Source organism: Ruminiclostridium hungatei (assembly GCF_002051585.1).
Lineage (GTDB): Bacteria > Bacillota > Clostridia > Acetivibrionales > DSM-1351 > Ruminiclostridium > Ruminiclostridium hungatei.
In genome coordinates, this window is sequence record NZ_MZGX01000023.1 from 1 (window position 1) to 18,958 (window position 18,958).

The 18,958-nt window shown below is 44.3% G+C and carries 12 protein-coding genes; 7 read left to right on the top strand and 5 right to left on the bottom strand.

From position 1 onward, the window contains the following. The 6 genes from CLHUN_RS15885 to CLHUN_RS15910 form a co-directional block, all read left to right on the top strand. Positions 1-680: polymorphic toxin-type HINT domain-containing protein (locus tag CLHUN_RS15885; RefSeq protein WP_242656538.1), on the top strand; the 680-nt coding region annotated here is incomplete at its 5' end. Positions 681-700: 20 nt separating this feature from the next. Continuing rightward, positions 701-1,312, top strand: a complete 612-nt coding sequence (locus tag CLHUN_RS15890) for a T6SS immunity protein Tdi1 domain-containing protein (RefSeq protein ID WP_080065616.1) — start codon at positions 701-703, stop codon at positions 1,310-1,312. 35 nt (positions 1,313-1,347) lie between these two features. Continuing rightward, positions 1,348-1,713 (top strand): hypothetical protein, encoded by a 366-nt coding sequence (locus CLHUN_RS15895; RefSeq protein WP_080065617.1) that lies wholly within the window; start codon positions 1,348-1,350, stop codon positions 1,711-1,713. 489 nt (positions 1,714-2,202) lie between these two features. After that, the gene (locus tag CLHUN_RS15900; protein WP_080065618.1) at positions 2,203-3,453 is read left to right on the top strand and encodes an IS110 family RNA-guided transposase; all 1,251 of its coding nucleotides are present in this window, start codon (positions 2,203-2,205) and stop codon (positions 3,451-3,453) included. Positions 3,454-3,716: 263 nt separating this feature from the next. Continuing rightward, complete coding sequence (locus tag CLHUN_RS15905) at positions 3,717-3,902, top strand: hypothetical protein (protein WP_080065619.1); 186 nt, start codon at positions 3,717-3,719, stop codon at positions 3,900-3,902. 11 nt (positions 3,903-3,913) lie between these two features. Continuing rightward, a complete protein-coding gene (locus tag CLHUN_RS15910) occupies positions 3,914-4,273 on the top strand; it encodes a DUF7674 family protein (RefSeq protein WP_080065620.1) in 360 nt (119 codons plus the stop codon). Positions 4,274-4,333: 60 nt separating this feature from the next. Here the strand turns inward: CLHUN_RS15910 and CLHUN_RS15915 are convergent, their stop codons facing one another. The 3 genes from CLHUN_RS15915 to CLHUN_RS15925 all read right to left on the bottom strand — a co-directional run bounded on the left by CLHUN_RS15915 (position 4,334) and on the right by CLHUN_RS15925 (position 8,285). Further along, positions 4,334-5,248 carry an IS3 family transposase gene (locus CLHUN_RS15915; protein ID WP_117387072.1) on the bottom strand — a complete coding sequence of 305 codons (915 nt, stop codon included), beginning with the start codon at positions 5,246-5,248 and terminating at the stop codon, positions 4,334-4,336. Then, positions 5,188-5,901, bottom strand: coding sequence for a helix-turn-helix domain-containing protein (locus CLHUN_RS15920; protein WP_080065622.1), 714 nt, complete (start codon positions 5,899-5,901; stop codon positions 5,188-5,190). The genes CLHUN_RS15915 and CLHUN_RS15920 overlap by 61 nt, the downstream gene beginning before the upstream one ends. A gap of 1,178 nt (positions 5,902-7,079) precedes the next feature. Continuing rightward, positions 7,080-8,285, bottom strand: a complete 1,206-nt coding sequence (locus CLHUN_RS15925) for an NADP-dependent isocitrate dehydrogenase (RefSeq protein ID WP_080065623.1) — start codon at positions 8,283-8,285, stop codon at positions 7,080-7,082. Positions 8,286-8,546: 261 nt separating this feature from the next. On the opposite strand from CLHUN_RS15925, the gene CLHUN_RS15930 reads away from it, so the two are divergent. Further along, positions 8,547-9,278, top strand: coding sequence for a type II toxin-antitoxin system Phd/YefM family antitoxin (locus tag CLHUN_RS15930; RefSeq protein ID WP_080065624.1), 732 nt, complete (start codon positions 8,547-8,549; stop codon positions 9,276-9,278). A 56-nt stretch (positions 9,279-9,334) separates the two neighbouring features. On the opposite strand, the gene CLHUN_RS15935 is transcribed toward CLHUN_RS15930, so the two are convergent. Further along, a complete protein-coding gene (locus CLHUN_RS15935; protein WP_080065625.1) occupies positions 9,335-17,962 on the bottom strand; it encodes a glycoside hydrolase family 94 protein in 8,628 nt (2,875 codons plus the stop codon). A gap of 223 nt (positions 17,963-18,185) precedes the next feature. Continuing rightward, positions 18,186-18,914, bottom strand: a complete 729-nt coding sequence (gene pflA / locus CLHUN_RS15940) for a pyruvate formate-lyase-activating protein (protein ID WP_080065626.1) — start codon at positions 18,912-18,914, stop codon at positions 18,186-18,188. Positions 18,915-18,958 lie beyond the last annotated feature (44 nt).

Genomic DNA, 18,958 nt, shown 5'->3' on the forward strand with positions numbered 1-18,958 from the left:
TTGCAGAGAAGACGGTGCTTGAAACCTACATACGGGAAACAACAGAGCTTGTGCATTTGACAATCAACGGCGGGTTAATCAAAACAACCTTTGAACATCCGTTTTATGTTAAAGATGCCGGGTTCGTTAATGCCGGAGAATTGGAAGCTGGCAATGAGGTGCTTGATTCAAGCGGCAACGTCTTATTAGTGGAAAACAGAAAAGTTGAAATTACTGATGAACCAACCAAGGTATATAACTTCCAAGTGGATGATTTCCATACTTATCATGTTGGCGATAATGGTGTATTGGTTCATAATGCGAATTATAATAAGGGAGCGTCTGAGGTCAAGAATGGTGTAAATATTGAGTTAAAGTATAAAGATGGTTGGACAGCAGCACAAAGGGTAGAAGCGGATGCAAAAGTTCAAGCATTAACGGAAGCACCAACTGTAAAAACTGCACCAAATAGAAGTGGGACATCTGCTTCATCAAGATATAAAAAAGCTAATGGACCAGACTCTGTACCTCAAGGAAAGGATGTTGACCATACAATTGATTTACAGCTAGGCGGTGCAGATGATATATTAAATATGAATCCATTAGATAACAGCGTTAATAGAAGCTTGGGTAAGCAGATTCAGAACAAAATTAAGGATTATCCAGTCGGAACACAATTTGATGAATTTACGATTCGATAATCTTAGCGAGGTGAATAAGGATGTTTGAGAGATTTTGCAAGTTTTTTAGTATTAATGAGGTAAGCAATGTCATAAAGGGAAACAACTCGGTGGAAGTACTAAGCAAACTATTAAATACATTTGGGGGAAAGTCTTTTAATAAAGGTCTTTATAGATTACATACTCTGAGTGATGTGGAGAAGTGGAATAACAACGTTATACAGGCTTTCCCAGAATTTAATGGAAGAATAACATGCTTTGGCTATGATTGGCTTGGACGTCAATTTGCTCTTGATAATCAAAGGATAGAGAATGAACAACCTCAAATACTAATGTTCGAACCTGGTACAGCAGAAGTTTTAGAAATACCATGTAATATTGTTCAATTTCACGATGAAGAAATTCCAGAGTATCACGATTCATGTTTGGCTTCGGAGTTCTTTAAGGACTGGACATCAATCAATCCCGATGGGTTGAAAATTAATGAGTGTGTAGGATATAAAGTTATGCTTTTCTTAGGTGGAGAGGATACACTACAAAATCTTGAAAAGAGTGACATGGATGTTTATTGGAGCATCTGTAGCCAATTGATTCAAAAGACTAATGGGTTGCCAGAAGGTACTATTGTTAAAGGTATTGGTTTTTCTGAATAATAAATCCGGGTAGGTGTAACAGCCTGCCCTTTTATATGCTCAAAAGGATCGGCAATGACCCCTATATTCTCCTTGATAAATTTGGCAATCGGATAAATTATGACCCCGATTGCAACCCCATTGCTGTCAATGCGACCCCTATTGAGACAGCCTTCCAGCCCGTATTGCGGGCTGATGTAATCCGAGCCGGGGAAGTATTTGACCCCGGCTCTTTAACCAGCATCAAAATAAACCGGTGGGTTCAGCACAATTTGTTCGGAAAAGTATCGAAACAAACAGTCGCCAAATTGCCCTCAAATTCCTTCTCAATCTGTACATGGGTATTCGTATCCCGGAGCCGCTTGAAAATCGGAAACAGGGGTAACACGTCGCCACACGGGGGCAAGGAATTTGATGACTGAAAGTATGCTGTACGGATTAATTCCTTCAGCCCGGTTTCTACTTAATCCATGAGGCATAGCACATCCCCCATGGTTCATGGTGAACCATATCTTGACCGGCATTTTCGCCCATGCTAAAATGGAGGCAGCCGGGGTTTTAAGGGGGAATTTCCCTCAGAACTTTCAATAAGGAATATTATGAAATAGCATATGCGAACAGAGAAGATTAAACGATTATTTTTTCTTCTCTGTTTTTTGTTCTTTTTTCTGTTCAAAAGTCCTCAGAATCTACTTGCAATCCTTCCGTACCAGAGTTAATATCACACACAACAATTGAATCAAGGCTCGTGATGCCAGGCACTGAAAAGCAGTGCAAATCACGTAATTTGTCACATGGAAAGTGGATAGGTTTACGCTCCCTTGCGGGGATTAAGATCAAGGGACACATCTTTTCAAGAAATGTCCCTAACCAAATCTAACGCTCATAAAGTGCGGCTGCCGGCAGGTTTTATGGAGACAAAGCAAAGAAACGGAGGAGATAGTATTTATCAAAAACGTAAGATGGCTTTTATAGGCATTGATATGCATAAGGATACCCATACGGCAGTGGTTATGGACTGCTGGACTAACAAATTAGGCGAGATCACCTTCGCCAACAGGCCGTCAGCCTATGACAAATTCATGGTCGATGTGAAATCGCTATATGGAGACTTGCAGCCCATATTCGGCTTGGAGGATACCAGGGGCTTTGGACGGAATTTTGCCTCCTACCTTTTGGGGCATAAATACACCGTCAAGCATGTAAATCCTGCCTACACTGACGCAATGCGTTCAAGTGCACCCATGTCCAGGAAGGATGATTCCTACGATGCTTTCTGTGTGGCAAGGATACTGAGGGATATGCTGGACACCCTGCCGGATGAACAGCATGACGATTTATCCTGGACGATCCGGCAACTTGTCAAACGCAGGGATTCCCTTGTCAAAGGCATTATTGTTGCCAAAAACCAGCTGAATGCCCAGCTTACCTATGTTTACCCAAGCTACAAGCAATATTTCTGTGATGTGGACACCAAAACAGCCATGTATTTCTGGGAGAAGTACCCCCATCCCAAGCATCTGAAAGGTGTACAGCCGGAAGAGTTACTGGAGGAATTACGGCAGGTGCATAGGGGTATGACGGTAAAGAAGGTGCAGGAGATAATATCACTTTCAGAAAGAAACAGCCCGGAGGAGAAGGACTATCAGGATGAGCGTGACCTAGTTATCAAGAGCCTTGTGCGTGAATTGAAGTTCAGAAAGCAGGAGAATGAGGATATAGACAGGGAATTGGAAAGGCTGATTCAGCTTACAGGGTACAAGCTTCATACCATGCCGGGCATCAACCTTATCACAGCGGCAGGCATTATCTCTGAGATTGGCAATATTGAAAGGTTTCCGAACTCTGACAAGCTGGCTCGGTTCAGCGGTGTAGCTCCGGTCAATTTCAGCTCTGCCGGAAAGGGCAAAGACCAGCGAAGCAGACAGGGCAACAGGGTTTTGAATGCAATATTCCACTTTCTCGCCATCCAATTGGTGCAGGTAAATCCGAACGGTAAGGCAAGGCACCCGGTATTCAGAGAGTATTTTGAAAGCAAGCTCAAGGAAGGCAAAACAAAGCCGCAAGCCCTTGTCTGCATAACCAGAAGGGCTGTAAGGATTATTTACGGCATGATGCGGACAAAGACCGAATACAAGCCGTTTGAAAAGTTGGTAGATTGATGTTGTCTGGAACTGTCAATATGGTAAAATAGAATTGTAAAAAATGTAAATAAGCTTCTTTAAGGAGGCTTCATATAGAGCGAGTTTTTTAGGGGTAAGGAAAGCTGCAGGAAAACAGCATAGTATAGAGCTTCTATAATACGGGAGCGTCTAAGATTAATTTAGATTTAAAGCCTAATGTTTCTAATGAAAAACTAAAAAATATTATTAACGACTTGTATAAAGGACAAGGTGGTTCTAACACTATTGGGAATGGAACCACAATGGATGCAGTTAGGAATGAGCTCAAAACTGGGCTACCAACAAATGGGAAATTCCATACGCAAAAGCTTAACGACTATTCAAATGCCTTACAAAGAAGGTTGAGGGCTGGAGATTTAAATGATTATGATAAGTCAGTTGTTAATTCCTTAATAGAGGACATTAATAAAGCGCTAAGTGGTAAATAGGAGGCGTATTCATGTACAAATACAAAGAAGCTATAAATATTCTAATCAACAATTTTTCGGAACTAAGAAAAGTTTATGAAGAAAATATCGATGATTACGAAGATCTTCCATATGTATTTTATGAATCTGTATTTGTGAAATTCATTTTGGACAAAGCTAATTGTTATGACGAGGAAAAACTAAAAACTATCTTCATTTTTGTTGAAGATATGTTTACTAATGGCGATGAAGAAACAAAAAATTTAATCGGAGTTGCCATAATTGAAAGTTTGTATTATGAAGAAGATTCAAAGACTAAAGAAATATTACTAAAGTATTTTGGCAAGTTAACGAAAAAAAGTTTTGAAGACTGTTCCCCAAAACAGATGTAGGTTTCAAGGTCACACAGTTTGAACTGCCCCCTGTCAAGCAGACAGGTAAAAAATAAAAAATCATGCTACTAAGGTCTGGTTTCGATATTCCATCGGGGCCAGACCTCTTAAATTCTTCTGTAATCTTCTCATATTATAAAAATCAATATACTTTTCAATTGCTTGTTTTAATTCCTCATAGGTATGAAACTTGTGTAAATAGTACATCTCAGATTTGATGATACCCCAAAAGCCTTCCATTGGTCCATTATCAATGCATCTGCCGACACGGGACATACTTTGGGTAGCATTGATAATGTCAAGTCTTTTTTTGAACTGTCTATTAGTATATTGAAACCCCCTATCACTATGGAAAAGCGGTTTTGCATAAGGATTGGCGGCTACAGCTAAATCAAAGGTGTCAAAAACAAGCTGGTTATTATTGGAACGCCCAAGTACATAAGAAACGATACTTTTGTCGCATAAATCTAATATCGCACTCAAATAAGCTTTTTGCCCATTTGTTAGTTTGAATTCCGTAACATCAGTCACCCATTTCTGATTTGGTTTATCTGTCTGAAATTCTCTGTTTAATACATTTTCAGCAGTTATCTGCAGTGTACTGGGCATATAATTCTTTTTCTTCTTGCGAATTACAGACTTCATGTTTACCGATTTCATCAGCCGATAAATGCGCTTATGGTTATACTGTTTATTGAGACTCCGGTTGATATTCATAGTCATACGTCTATAGCCGTAAATACCCTTTACTTCTGTATATAATTGAATCATCGCCGTAAGAACCACCGTGTTTTCATGGTCTGCTTCACTTTCCAATCTGTTATTCCATTTGTAGTAGGAAGAACGTCTAATACCAGCCATATTACACAGCTCAGTAATAGAGTATCTTTTCGCTTCGTGAAGTTCTCTTATGGTTATATATTTGTTTTCACGACATGCCCTTTTCCTGAACGCCTCCTTTCCACCTCGTCCAATTTTTTTAAATAGTCATTCTCCATCTTCAATTTACTGTTTTCTGCTTCAAGAAGTTTTAAATGTGCAGCAAGTTTTTCGCTTTCATTCATTTCTTCCAAACTCTTATGTTTGCCACGGCGGTCTGATAGTGCCTCAGAACCATGTTCTTCATATTTTTTCACCCAGGTATAAACCTGTTGATAGGAAACCTGAAATTTATCTGCTGTTTTCTGATAATTATTGCCATCAGCAATACAGAAAGCTACAATCTCAACTCTTTCTTCAAATGTTGTCTTTCTTCCCTTGGTCATGCTCTTATCTCCTTTAAAATCATGAGATTTAAATGTTTCATGACCATTATACTTCTTAATCCATTGCTGCAAAATACTATGAGATGAAATTTCGTATTGTCTACAGATTTCATCTTGAGATTTCTTTCCCGCAAGATACTCTCTAACAGCCTGCTGCTTAATTGTTGCAGGATAATATTTATTCTTTCCTACCGTTGTTAATCCTTCAACTCCAAACATCTGGTATTTTTGAAGCCATTTGTAGAAAGAATGCCTATCAACTCCCATATCTCGGCATATTTGAGATATGCATCTTTTCTCTGATAGGTATTCTTGAACTGCATCTTGTTTTTCCAATGCTGAAATTTTTCCTTTTCGTCCCATTAAAAAATATGCTCCCTTCTTCATAAACAGTTTTTATTATTTCAACTGTCTACTACAAAGGGAGCATACCAGTTTCGGCTGATGTGGCCTTTCCTCTTGCTCTTCGAGCAGACATAAAGCTAATAAAGTGAACGTTCTAGGATATACTTTCAAAACGCTTTATAGCATATTTTTGTCTTTATACTATACAACATGCAAAAACAGCTTATATCAAAGATGTTGCGATTTTCAACTAATAAGCAAGTGAAAAGAGCGCATTGTTGCAAAAGGCAACAGATGGCTGTCAGCATCTTTAAGAGGCTTTAACAGCCACCTTAAAGACCACCTTTGAAACGCCAGAAAATGGGCGCTTACAACCTATCTCGACCACCTAGCCGACACACTATGGCTTATTCCGACTACCCATGCCAAATGCCGCAGCCCGCATTGCGGGCTGATGTGAGCCGAGAGGGGGCGCTCTGCGACCACCCCTCTTTAACCAGCATCATTTTCGACCCATAGGTTCAGCACAATTTGTTCGGGAAAGTATCGGAACGAACAGTCGTCAAATTGCCCTCAAATTCCTTCTCAATCTATGCATGGGTATTCGTACTCCAAAGTCGCTTGAAAATCGGAAACAGGGGTAACACGTCGCCACACAGGGGCAAGGGATTTGATGATTGAAAACATGCTGTACGGATTAATTTCTCCAGCCCGGTTTTTACTCAGTTCATGAGATATAGCGCCCCCCATGGTTCATGGTGAACCATATCTTGACCGATATTTTTACTCATGCTAAAATGGGGGCAGACGGGGGTTTAAGGGGGAAAATTCCCTTTACTCTCATAAGGCATATCTTAAAACAGCATACCAAGCAGAGAAGGTATAATATTTTTTCTTCTCTGTTTTTTTCTATTCAAAACTCCCTAGAATCTACTTGCAATCCTTCCGTACCAGAGTTAACATCACACACAACGTAAGAATGAGCCACGGCTCGTGATGCCAAGCACTGAGAAACAGTGCAAATCATGTAATTTGTCACACTATGAATGGATAGGTTGACGTTCCCTTGCGAGGATGAAGGTCAAGGGGCTGTCGCACTAAAAATAAAAATTATTGCACGGCCCCTTTTTATATAAAAGCTCGATAATTGTTTTTAATTGATGACTGGTGCCTTCAGCCTGCTGGCATGAACAACCTTACATGGCCTCAAAGGTCTTTTTAACTTCCTTTAAGAAATCCTCTGTATTTACTGTTTTTATTTGCTTTAAATCAGAAAGTGCAGCAAGGTCCTTAGTCATAACTCCGTTCTCAATGGTCTGAAGAGATGCCTTGTCCAGCTTGTCGGCAAACTCGACCAGTTCTGCTATGCCGTCAAGTTCTCCTCTCTTGCGGAGTGCACCTGTCCAGGCAAACAGAGTAGCCATGGAGTTTGTAGAGGTCTCCTGGCCCTTCAGGTGCTGGTAGTAGTGGCGCTGTACCGTTCCGTGAGCTGCCTCGTATTCGTAGTAGCCTTCAGGGGACACCAGTATGGAGGTCATCATTGCAAGGCTTCCGAAAGCAGTTGCCACCATATCCGACATAACGTCGCCGTCATAGTTCTTGCAGGCCCAGATGAATCCGCCTTCCGACCTGACCACACGGGCAACGGCATCATCGATAAGGGTGTAGAAGTACTCTATTCCGGCTGCTTTGAACCTTTCGTCGTATTCTTTTTCATATATCTCCTGGAATATATCCTTGAAGGTATGGTCATACTTCTTTGAAATGGTGTCCTTCGTAGCAAACCATATGTCCTGCTTCTGATCCAGGGCATAGTTGAAGCAGGATCTTGCAAAGCTTTCTATGGACTTGTCTATGTTATGCATTCCGAGAATTACGCCCGCTCCGTCAAAATCATGTATGGTCTGGCGGGTTTCCTCGCCTTTTTCGTTTGTAAATACAAGCTCAGCCTTTCCTGCTCCCGGAACCCTGTACTCAACATCCCTGTAAACGTCTCCGTAGGCATGTCTTGCAATGGTTATAGGCTTAGCCCAGGTCTTGACAAAGGGCTTTATACTGTCGAGAAGTATGGGGGCACGGAAAACTGTTCCGTCAAGAATGGCTCTGATAGTTCCGTTAGGGCTCTTCCACATCTCAGTCAGGTCATATTCTCTGACTCTTTCCGCATTAGGAGTAATGGTAGCACACTTTACGGCAACACCGTATTTTTTTGTAGCAAGAGCGGAATCCACGGTTACCTGGTCTCCGGTCTTTTCCCTGTATTCAAGGCCCAGGTCGTAGTACTCGGTCTTCAGGTCGATATAGGGCAGCAGCAAAATATCCTTTATCATTTTCCAGATAACTCTGGTCATTTCATCTCCATCCATTTCTACAAGAGGAGTTTTCATAATAATTTTAGCCATACACATGCTCCTTTTATGTTATAATTTTTTGTTTTTCCCGTTATTTTTTCGTTATATTTTTCACACATGGTGATTTATTTTATGGTCATTCATTAATATAGCATACTGAAGGGCTGTATGTAAATGAAGAAGTAAAAACTTATCCGGATTTATATTGACACTGCCATTAAAATCCAGTATAATGAAATCAGCTATTTTAGCTAATCATCACCAGTGTAACTAAAGCTATATTAGCTAATATCTGCAGGAGGACATAACCTTATGATTATTAATGCTACCGACTTGAAAAATAATTTGGGAAAATACCTGAGAGCAGCCGAGAGAGAAGATATTATCATTACAAGCAACGGCAGGAAGGTTGCCAGGCTGTCCGCTTACGGAGATGAGGCTTATTCTGCCGAGCAGCCCCCTCTTGTCAGGGAGCTGGTGGAAGCCTACTGCCAGTTTCCCCGGAAGGCAACCTACGAAGAGTTCCTGCAGCTTTCTGAAAACAGCGAGGAACGCTATGAGTATATTGACGGTGAGATTTACCTGCTGGCTTCTCCCAAAACTACTCATCAGCAAGTGCTTGGAGAATTGTTTGGGATATTTTATACCTGGTTCAGAGGCAAAAAGTGCCGTCCCATGCTGGCCCCTTATGATATCACCCTTAAGAGGGACCTTGAAAATATAAACGTGGTCCAGCCCGACCTGATGGTCATATGCGACCTGGAGGAAAAGCTGAATGAAAAGGACTATTATATGGGTGTACCGGCCCTTATGATAGAGATATTGTCAGAAAGCAGCCGGGGTAAAGACTCGGTAAGAAAGCTGGATTTGTACATGTCTACAGGTGTAAAGGAATATTGGATAGTAAATCCCTTTAATAAGGAAGTAACTGTTTTCCTCTTTGAAAATAATGATGTTTTAAAAAATACAACCTATAAAAAGGATGAGTCCATATCTTCATATACTTTTGAAGGACTTGAGGTAAGCTTGAGCAGCATATTCTGAGCTTGCGCTCAGGGACAGGCTCCCACATATAAAAAAGGGGGGGCTTGTCCCCCCTCTTACATTATGGCATCCACCCTGTGGATTTTTCCGTCGTCTTTCAATTCCAGCCAGTTGCCGTCCGTAACTTTTCCGTCTTCTATTATTTTGCTGACTGTGGTGTTTCTATGGCTTTCATTTTTGATTGTTATTTCATATACACTTGAACCGAAGGTATACCGGACAGAGTATTCATTGAGCTTTTTAGGAATGCATGGGTCTATTATCAGACCGCCTCCCTGCTTTTTGATTCCCAGAATATGCTCCAGGCCTATGCGGTACATCCAGCCAGCCGCCCCTGTATACCAGGTCCAGCCGCCCCTTCCCTCATTTGGGTATACGGCATATACGTCTGCAGCCATTACATAGGGCTCAACCTTATAGGTCATGCGCTCCATATCGGTTCTGGAATGATTCACGGGATTGACCATATTGAACAAATCCCAGGCCTGTTCTCCGTTTCCAAGCTTTGAGAAGGCATATATAACCCAGGTGGCCGCATGAGTGTACTGTCCGCCATTTTCTCTGACTCCGGGCAAATAACCTTTAATATATCCCGGATTGAGATTGCCGTCATAAAAAGGAGGAGTCAGCAGCTTTATCAAGCCGTTTTTCCTGTCTATGAGATACTTTTCCACAGCACTCATTGCTTCCTCAACCCTGCCTGACCTTGCTGCTTCCGATATGGCAGCCCAGGACTGTGACAGGGAATCTATCCTGCACTCATCATTCTGAATGGAGCCCAGGGGTGTTCCATCATCAAAATATGCTCTCCTGTACCAACTGCCGTCCCAGGCCTCTCCTTCAAGGGCCTGTATGATTTCATCCGCTTTCAGCCTGTATTCCTCCGCTCTTTGCTCGTCACCCATATAGCTGCATACAGGGAGCATGCGAAGCAGCACACAGTATAAAAACCAGCCCAGCCAGACACTTTCTCCCTTTCCGCCGACGCCCACCAGGTTCATACCGTCATTCCAGTCCCCTCCGCCCATAAGGGGAATTCCGTGCGGTCCGAAGGCAAGGCCCTTGTCTATGGCCCTGATACAGTGCTCATACACATTTCCGGACTCACTGCTGACAGAAGGTATTTCATAGCGTTCATGCTCATCCTCACCCAGCAGCGGAGACTGTAAATACGGTTCTACCTGTTTGAGTATTTCATAATCGCCTGTGGTATTGATGTAGTCACAGGTAACATACGGAAGCCAGAGCAGATCATCGGAATATCTTGTCCGAATGCCGTTTGTCTTCTGTTCGTGCCACCAGTGCTGCACATCGCCCTCCAGAAACTGGTGCCTGCAATGCAGCAATATCTGCTTCCTTGTAACTTCAGGCATGGAATATACCACTGCCATCACATCCTGAAGTTGATCCCTGAAGCCGAAAGCTCCTCCGGCCTGATAATAGCCCGATCTTGCCCAGACCCTGCAGGAGAGCACCTGGTACTGGAGCCAGCCGTTGAGCATAATATTCATGGTTTTGTCGGAGGTGTTGACCTGTATCTGTTTCAACCTGGACTTCCAGCCAGCTTTAACCCTGTCAAGTTCAGCCAGTGCCTGCTCAACCGTCCTGTACCTGGAAACCAGTTCTTTTAACTGCTCCGGCCGGTCCTGTCCAAAAAGGAATATAATGCGGCGGCTCCCTCCCGCGGGGATGGTTACCCGTGCTTTTACTGCCGCACAGGGGTCCAGGCCAGCGCCCACAGTTCCTTCAAGAGGGAGCTTCATTCCCGAAGGCAGTGACAAATCCATATTGTCGCCGGTAAATTCCGGTCGGTGTCCGGTATAGCTCAGTTTGTCTTCCGAGCAGCTTAAAAAGGCACTCAAGCCTCTGAAATCCGAAGAATACACATTGTTGACAAGCACTGCCGGAAGGCTGCCATCAAAGCTTGTGACAATGTAGGGTGCTGTCTGTCCTGCTTCTGTTCCAAGTACAGGCTTTAAATAATAGGCCGCATCAACTGTTTTTTCAGCATCGCTGATATTGGTCAGACTCAATATACTTATTTTTACGGGAGCATCTGCGGCGGTAAACTGTATCAATTCATTTTCCAGCCCCCGGCTCCTGTGAAAATATGAGGTGTAGCCAAAGCCATGCCTTATTATATATTCCCTGTCTCCTCCTGCCGGAAGGGGCGTGCAGCTCCACACCTCATCTTCCTCCTGGTGCAGGTAAACAATTTCCGAAGGCATATCACAGACAGGATCATTTGCCCAGGTGGTAAGCTTATTCTGGCTGCTGTTCAGATGCCAGGTAAACCCTCCTCCTGCTTCGGTGCATATGAAACCGAACCTGTCATTTGCAATAATATTTGACCAGGGCGCCGGGGTCGTCTGCCCCGCTCTCAGGCATACAACATACTCGTCACCATTTTCGCCGAAACCCCCGATGCCATTAAAATAGCTCAGCTTGCCGCTCATACCGGCAAACAGGCTCTCCTGCCGGTGGTCAAATTGCCCGGCCCGCTCTTTTTCAGCAACTTTACCATTTTCAGATACAGCAACTGAAGCTTTCTCCAAGTCCGGTGCAAAAACAGTATTATTCTCAGACTGTTTCCCGGCAGCCTGAATTATTTCGTCGGAGTCCAGCGCCTCGTCAATATAGTCCGCTACCCCGTCATCAGCATTTATTATAAGTTTTGCACAGGCAAAAAGCAGATTCTTTTGTCCTTCATTCATCTGCCTGGAGTTCCTGATAAATATTCCGCCTCTTCTATCCAGCAAATCGCAGGAGCGTCCTGAAACCGCAAGGTCTCTTATCATTTCAAAAATCGGCTGGATATATGACTCCTCGTCAGTTATAAGAATTACCAGGTCAAAGCTTACTCCCTTAAGCCTCATAAAATCATGAAGCTTAAGGCACCAGCGGATTTCTTCAAAGCTGTCCCTGCTGTGAACCGTTATAAGAACTATGGGCAAATCGCCTGAAATTCCAAAAGGCCACAAATCGGGCTGGCTGAGGCTGTTCCGGGCAATATACCCGGCCTGTGTTTCCCTGCCGGTACCATACAGCAGCTTTGGCAGAAGCTTCAAGTATGCCCTTTCATCGTTTCCGCTAATATTTATAAAGCCTGCCTCTACAATGCTCCTGGTCCATGCCATCTCAACCACTCTGTCGGCAGCACTGACATCACTGTACTTTTCCAGCATATCCAAAGCAGTCTGCCTTGTATCGCAAGTGCCAACCGTGAAGTTGACAACTGCCGACTCTCCGGGTTCAATAGCCACCCTGATTCTCAAGCTGAAAACCGGGTCAAGTACAGGGCCTACGGAGTTTGACAACGGCTGGTCAGGGTCCATGACTTTAGGCTGTGAGAGATTTCTGTTTCTGCCTATGAACTGGGCACGGTCGGTTTCATACTCGATATTTCCCTGTATTGAGCCATTTGTGGAAACGGTGTGGTAGCCCCATACGGTTTGCTTGACATCGTCCCTTTTTCTCCTCATGGCCAGCAGTCCATTGTGCTCACCCATATATTCAGTCTTTACAAACAGCTTGCTGAAGGCAGGATGGGCAGTGTCCGACTCAGACTGCTGCAGCACCATTTCCATGTAGCTTGTAAGCTCTATGGTCCTTCTGGAGCTGCTGTGATTATGGATGCTCACCCTTCTTATTTCAGTGTCGTCCTCCGTACTTACAAGCACTTCGGTGTTTGTTTCTATATTTCCCTCTCTCCTGATATATTCCGCCTTGTGGGGAGAAAAAATAACCTTGTAGGCCTCCGGCCTTGTGTTTGTGGGGTTATAGGTGGTTGACCAGAATTCATTTGAATTAATGTTTCTCAGGTAGACAAACATTCCGCTGCTGGTCATATAATCACCATACCACCTGTAAACTGCCAGGGAATGGCATTTTGCAGAACCGCTGCCCCTGTCGGTCAGCATAACATTGTAGCTGCCATTGGTCAGCAGGTGCAGTTCCGGTACCAGGTCCAGCCTGGTAATACTGCGGATGACCGTCTCTTCCAGGTTCATCTGCTTTCTGTAGGTGAACTGCGGTTTTTCCCTGTGCTCCTTTGAAAGCATCACGTTTGCAGGGAACTTTTCCTGCAGCAGCGAATCAACAGCTCTGATTTGAGGATTTTCATGGAACCTGGCCTGCATGATGTTGTCCTTGAAATAGTTGACCAAGGCCAGCATGCTCATTCCCTGATGGTGCACCATGTAGCTTTTTACCACTGCACACTGCTGTCCTTCCGTCAGTCTTGAGTCTGTGAAATCCAGAGCCTCATACAGTCCAAACTGACCTTCCGCTCCCAGTTGTCTGAACTTTTCAATATTGTTCCAGCACTCCGCCGGAGAAATATCAATTGCCATAACAGTTGCGTAAGGGGCAACAACAAGATCGTTGACAAGTCCCCTCTTCAACCCCAGATACGGAACTCCGAATGCTCTGTACTGGTAGTTGAGTGCTATATCAAATGCATAATAGCAGGACTCCGAAATACCCCAGGGGATATTTTTGCTCCGACCGTATTTAATCTGTGCGTTTACAACGAAACTATAGGTCCTGTCAATCAAAGTACCGGGATAGCTTTTTATAACCAGCCTGGGCATCAGGTATTCAAACATGGTGCCGGTCCAGGAAACAAGCCCCTTTTCACGGTCTGCCCGTGTCAGTTTTCTCCCCAGCTTGAACCAATGCTGTTTTTCCACCTCGCCTTTTGCTATGGCAACAAGACTGGTCTGCCTTGCCTCGGAAGCAAAAAGATCATAAAAGGATTTGCTGGGATGTCCCTCCTCCACGTCATAGCCAATGGAAAACAGGTTTCTCCGAGGATCGTACAGGCTTCTGAAATGCATGCCGTCTATTAAAGCCTGGATTCTTTTTCTCAGGCTCACCAATTGCTCCTTCAACTCTTCAATATTGTCAAACCTGTCAAAAACTGCTCCCCCAAAACCACGGTACAAAGTCCGGTAAGCATTCAAAGCTTCCATAAGCTTTTTGACCCAGTAGCCCTTTTTATTTTCCTCCCCAAGCTGATCCAGATATTTTGCTATGGACTCGTACAACTGCGAATATTTTCCTTCCAGTTTCCTTGCATCTTCAGCTTGAGCCTCCCTGTCAACTTCCACCTGACTGGAAATCAGCTTTTTGAGCAGGTCAATATCAAAATAGGGCTTATTTCCGTCTATTTCTCTGTTGCACAGCTCCAGCAGGTCAAAAAAAGCCTCCAGATTACTCCGGTCATAGATTGCCTTCTGCCCGTACTGTCTCAGTCCCTCCGCCAGTACCATCAGATAGCCGGCAAAATTACCGCTGTCTACAGTAGACACAAACTTTGGACGGAGCACTTCAAGAGTTGTGGTATTGTACCAGTTGTACAAGTGCCCGTTCCACTTCTGCATTCTGTCAACAGTATCTACCGTGTTTCTGACTCTCTTCATCAAATCTATGGAATTTATATAGCCCATATCCCTTGCTGCAAGCTGAGAAACCAGCAGCAACCCTATATTTGTGGGTGATGTCCTGTGGGCTGCTCCCTTATAGGGCTCTTCCTGATAATTGTCCGCCGGGAGATAGTTCTCCTCTTTTCCGGCGAATTCATCAAAATAGCACCAGGTTTTTCTTGACAGCAGCCTGAGTTCCTGGTTCTTCTCTTCAGTCAGCCTTTCATCGTCTGAGCCTGCAGGCTTGCTGATATAAAAGGCAAGCCAGGGTGACAGCAGCCACAGCCCAAGTACAACTATATATAAAGGCAGATAGCCCCGGTGGAAAAACATCACCGCTGCCAGACCAACCACGCCGTATACAGGGGCAAACCACATTCTCCTGTAATAGCCCGGAAGGTCATTCTTCAGTGCCAGTTCCATGTCGGCAGCCGTTATCCATTCCAGCAGGTTTTTCCCTGTCACCAGCACCCTTACCAGTGTCTTTATTATTGCATCAGTCATAAGATATGCCTGATATGGTGCAAAAGTCAGCATCAGGCCTATCTGGAGCAATATTGCTTTAAACCCTGTGAGTATGGTGGCACTTCTCTTGGCTACATATACCCTGTAATCGCCCACCATCAGCAGGTGTACAAAATAACTTATTACAGGAGAACACAGTGCGAGTATGCTCAGAACTATCCAGGCTCCGCAGCTTTCAGGCAGCAGAAGCATACAAAGCAGAAATATAAGTGCCATCACCGGATAAACCAGGCTTCTTCTCAAATTGTCAAACATCTTCCATTTTGACAGCAGGGATAACTGGTTTTGTCCGAATATCCAGGGCAGCAACTGCCAGTCTCCCCTTGTCCAGCGGTGGAGTCGCATCATAAAGGAATTGTATTTGGCCGGATAGCCGTCTATCAGCTCAATGTCCGTGACAAGTCCGGTACGTAAATAGCTGCCCTCCAGCAGATCGTGGCTGAGCACCGTATTATCCGGTATAACTCCATCCAGAGTCTGCTGGAAAATATCAATCTCATATATGCCTTTGCCGGTGAAAATCCCTTCCCCGAAGGCATCCTGATATACATCTGAAACAGTGGTAGTATATGGGTCTATGCCTCCCTGTCCTGCAAAGACCTTTGTAAAAAGTGATGCTCCGGCACTTTCTATATTTACATCTATCCTGGGCTGAAGAATGCCGTAGCCGTCGGTAACCAGGCCTTTTTCCTCATTATAGACCGCCATGTTCATGGGGTGGGCAATGGTTCCCACCAACTGCCTTGCTGCTTCAAGGGGAAGCTGGGTATCCGCGTCAAGGGTTATGACATATTTCACCCTGGGCATGGAATCCAAAGCCGCACTTAAGTGTACGTAGCCAGTGTTTTTATTCCCTCTCAGCACCCGGTTCAATTCAATGATGGCCCCTCTTTTTCTCTCCCAGCCCATCCATTTCTGCTGGTTCTCATTAAACTGTCTTTTTCTGCACAAAAAATAGAATATGGGGGCAGCCTCACGGGGGTACTTTTTATTGAGCTGTTCTATTCTTGCCAGAGCGTTCCTGATAATCTCGGCATCCTCTGGGAGTGTTTCTTCAGCGGAATCCTTAAAATCTCCCACCAGAGAAAAATAAAGATTCTCTCCTTTATTAGCCAGATAGAATACCTCCAGATTGTCTATCAATTCCAGAGTCCTTTTCACATTGGGTATAAGCGTCGGGACAATAACCATGGTTGCCAGTTCCTCAGGAATTCCCTGTTTCAGTTCCAGCCTGGCAAAGCGCGAGGGCTTTATGACACGGCTGAGAACCGAGTTAACCAGTGTGGCGGCAATTTCTCCTGCCGGAAGCAGCCCCAGCACTCCCAGCACCAGCACCCAAACCCTTGAAAAGCCTGTTTCCTGCCTCAGACCGCAAATAACCGGCAAAGCGGCAAAAACCAGTGATAAACCCGCAATGACGACAATAAATCTGTTTACCGTCTGCCTTTTTGTAAAAGGAATACTTTCACTATTCCTGCTGTGTTCTTTGCTGAAATCCTGCAACAGCCTTATTTGTCCCTTGCCGATCAGATAATAGCCCACGTGCCGGTGCAGGCTTTCCGGCCCGGTGGCCTGTGAAGCATTTGCCGTCCCATCCCCGGCACTGCCGTTCCCCTCTGTGGCTTTCGCCTCCAGAGCGTACCTGCAGCTAAGCCGTGCTATATTTATTTCGGTTGTTTCATATTTTTTAGCCAGCTCTACTATAATATTCCTGTAATAATTTCTGGAATTAAAATCCATTTGAGAGTATATTCCCGCCGGGTCCTGTCTGAGCAGCCGCTCAACCTCACTAAGGCTTTCGAACAGCGCAGTACTGTCATAGCCTGCCAGAGACCGGAGACTGTTGATGATATTTCCTATGGAAACCTGATTTACCGCCTGATTGTGATGGTCTATGGAAATATAGCTGTCCGTGTTGGCGCTGTTCTGGACAAGTATGCTGTCAATACAGTCAATCATCCAGAGGGTTTTTGAACCCTCTTTCCTGAGTTTTCTTATGAGAAATTCCACAAAGGCAGGTGAAAGGTCATCAAGCCCTGTAATCTGCTCCTTGAATGCCTCGCAGTCCTGTTGAAAGCCTTTTATCATGCCTGCTATTTCCTGCGCCTTATACCAGTCCCTGCGGGTTGCGTCCATCTTCCGGCATACTACCCAGAGCTTTTCCATCAATGCTGCTTTAATCATGAGAGTGAGCAGCCAAAGTTCCTCCACCGACAGGAAGGTATACCTCTGATAGGCCGTAATGAAATCCTTAATGACCTTTTCATTTGCATTTCCATCCACGTGGGAAACAATTTCTACTGCTATGGAATATATTCTTGGGAAACCGCTGTAGGGGCCGTCCGCCAATACGGGAACCACATTCCTGCTCTCGGACAATTCCTTTATTACAACATTTTTTTGTTCTTCAATGATGTAGAAGTTATCCAGCAGCCACTCGGCGGCAGGAGGGATGGGAAAAGCCGAAGCAGCATCCCGGTTCAGGTTTTCATAGGTCTCAAGTATACTTTTGTACCTGTTTTCAACCCGTTTTGACACCATTCTGACGCTGCGCTTCTTTCCGATTTTACCCTGAGCTTTTGCAAGCTCCTCCGCATGCCGCTCAAGCTCGTCACTGCACAGAACAATGTCCTCAATCTGCAATTTTGAGGAGGAATGCCTGCTTAGCCTTGTAATCAATACTGTTATTGCCGCTGTCAACAAGATAACAATGAAAAAAATCCATATATTCATATATGTATATCACCATTTATTTTAAAATTTTAAACACAAAAAAGTACTAAAGCATCCGTAAATCCAGGGACATAGTAATCTGCCAATACAACCCGATTATGGACTGTATGGGGAGATTTACTATTATGTTGCCCCAAATTACGAATCTTTAGTACTATTTGATAAGATTTTTATTTTTTGGTGACTATATTTCAAACCTAGAATGGAATTTGACACCCCAATGTCATACCCCTCTGCCCGCAGTCAGTATGCTTCTGGCCTTCTCCACCTCTTCCCCGGTGGGTGTAGGTACTCCCTCCAGCGGATATACAAGATTGAGCTTCTCCCACTTTTCCTTACCCATGGTATGGTAGGGAAGCACCTCGATTTTTTCAATATTTTTAAAGCCGGCAAGATATTCATGGGCCGCCTCCAAATCCTCTTCGGCGTCGGTGTAGCCCGGTACAAGCACATATCTTATCCATACCGGTTTATTTATATCTCCCAGGTATTTTGTAAACTCCCTTATCCTTCCGTTTTCAACTCCGGTCAGCTCCTTATGCCTGCCGGCATTGGCCTGCTTCAAATCCAGCAGCACCAGGTCGGTATGGTCAAGAACCGCCTTTACCTCTTCATCCAGAACAGCATAACCCGAGGTATCCAGAGCGGTATGAATGCCCTGCTCCCTGCATTTTTTAAACAGCTCCTTTACAAACTGCGGCTGCATCAATGGTTCACCGCCGCTGACGGTTATACCTCCCTTTGAGGAATCTATGAAGTTTCTGTATTTGTTTATTTCCGTTACTATTTCTTCGGGGGTAAAGAGCCGGGCTCCCTCTGAGCTCCAGGCATCTCTGTTGTGGCAATATTTGCAGCGCAGGGGGCAGCCCTTCAAAAATACTATAAACCTTATGCCCGGCCCGTCAACAGTACCAAAGGTTTCAAAAGAATGAACCCTTCCTTTTACTTCCATAACATCACCCCTTTCTGCAGTCTACAGTTCAAGTCAATCAACTG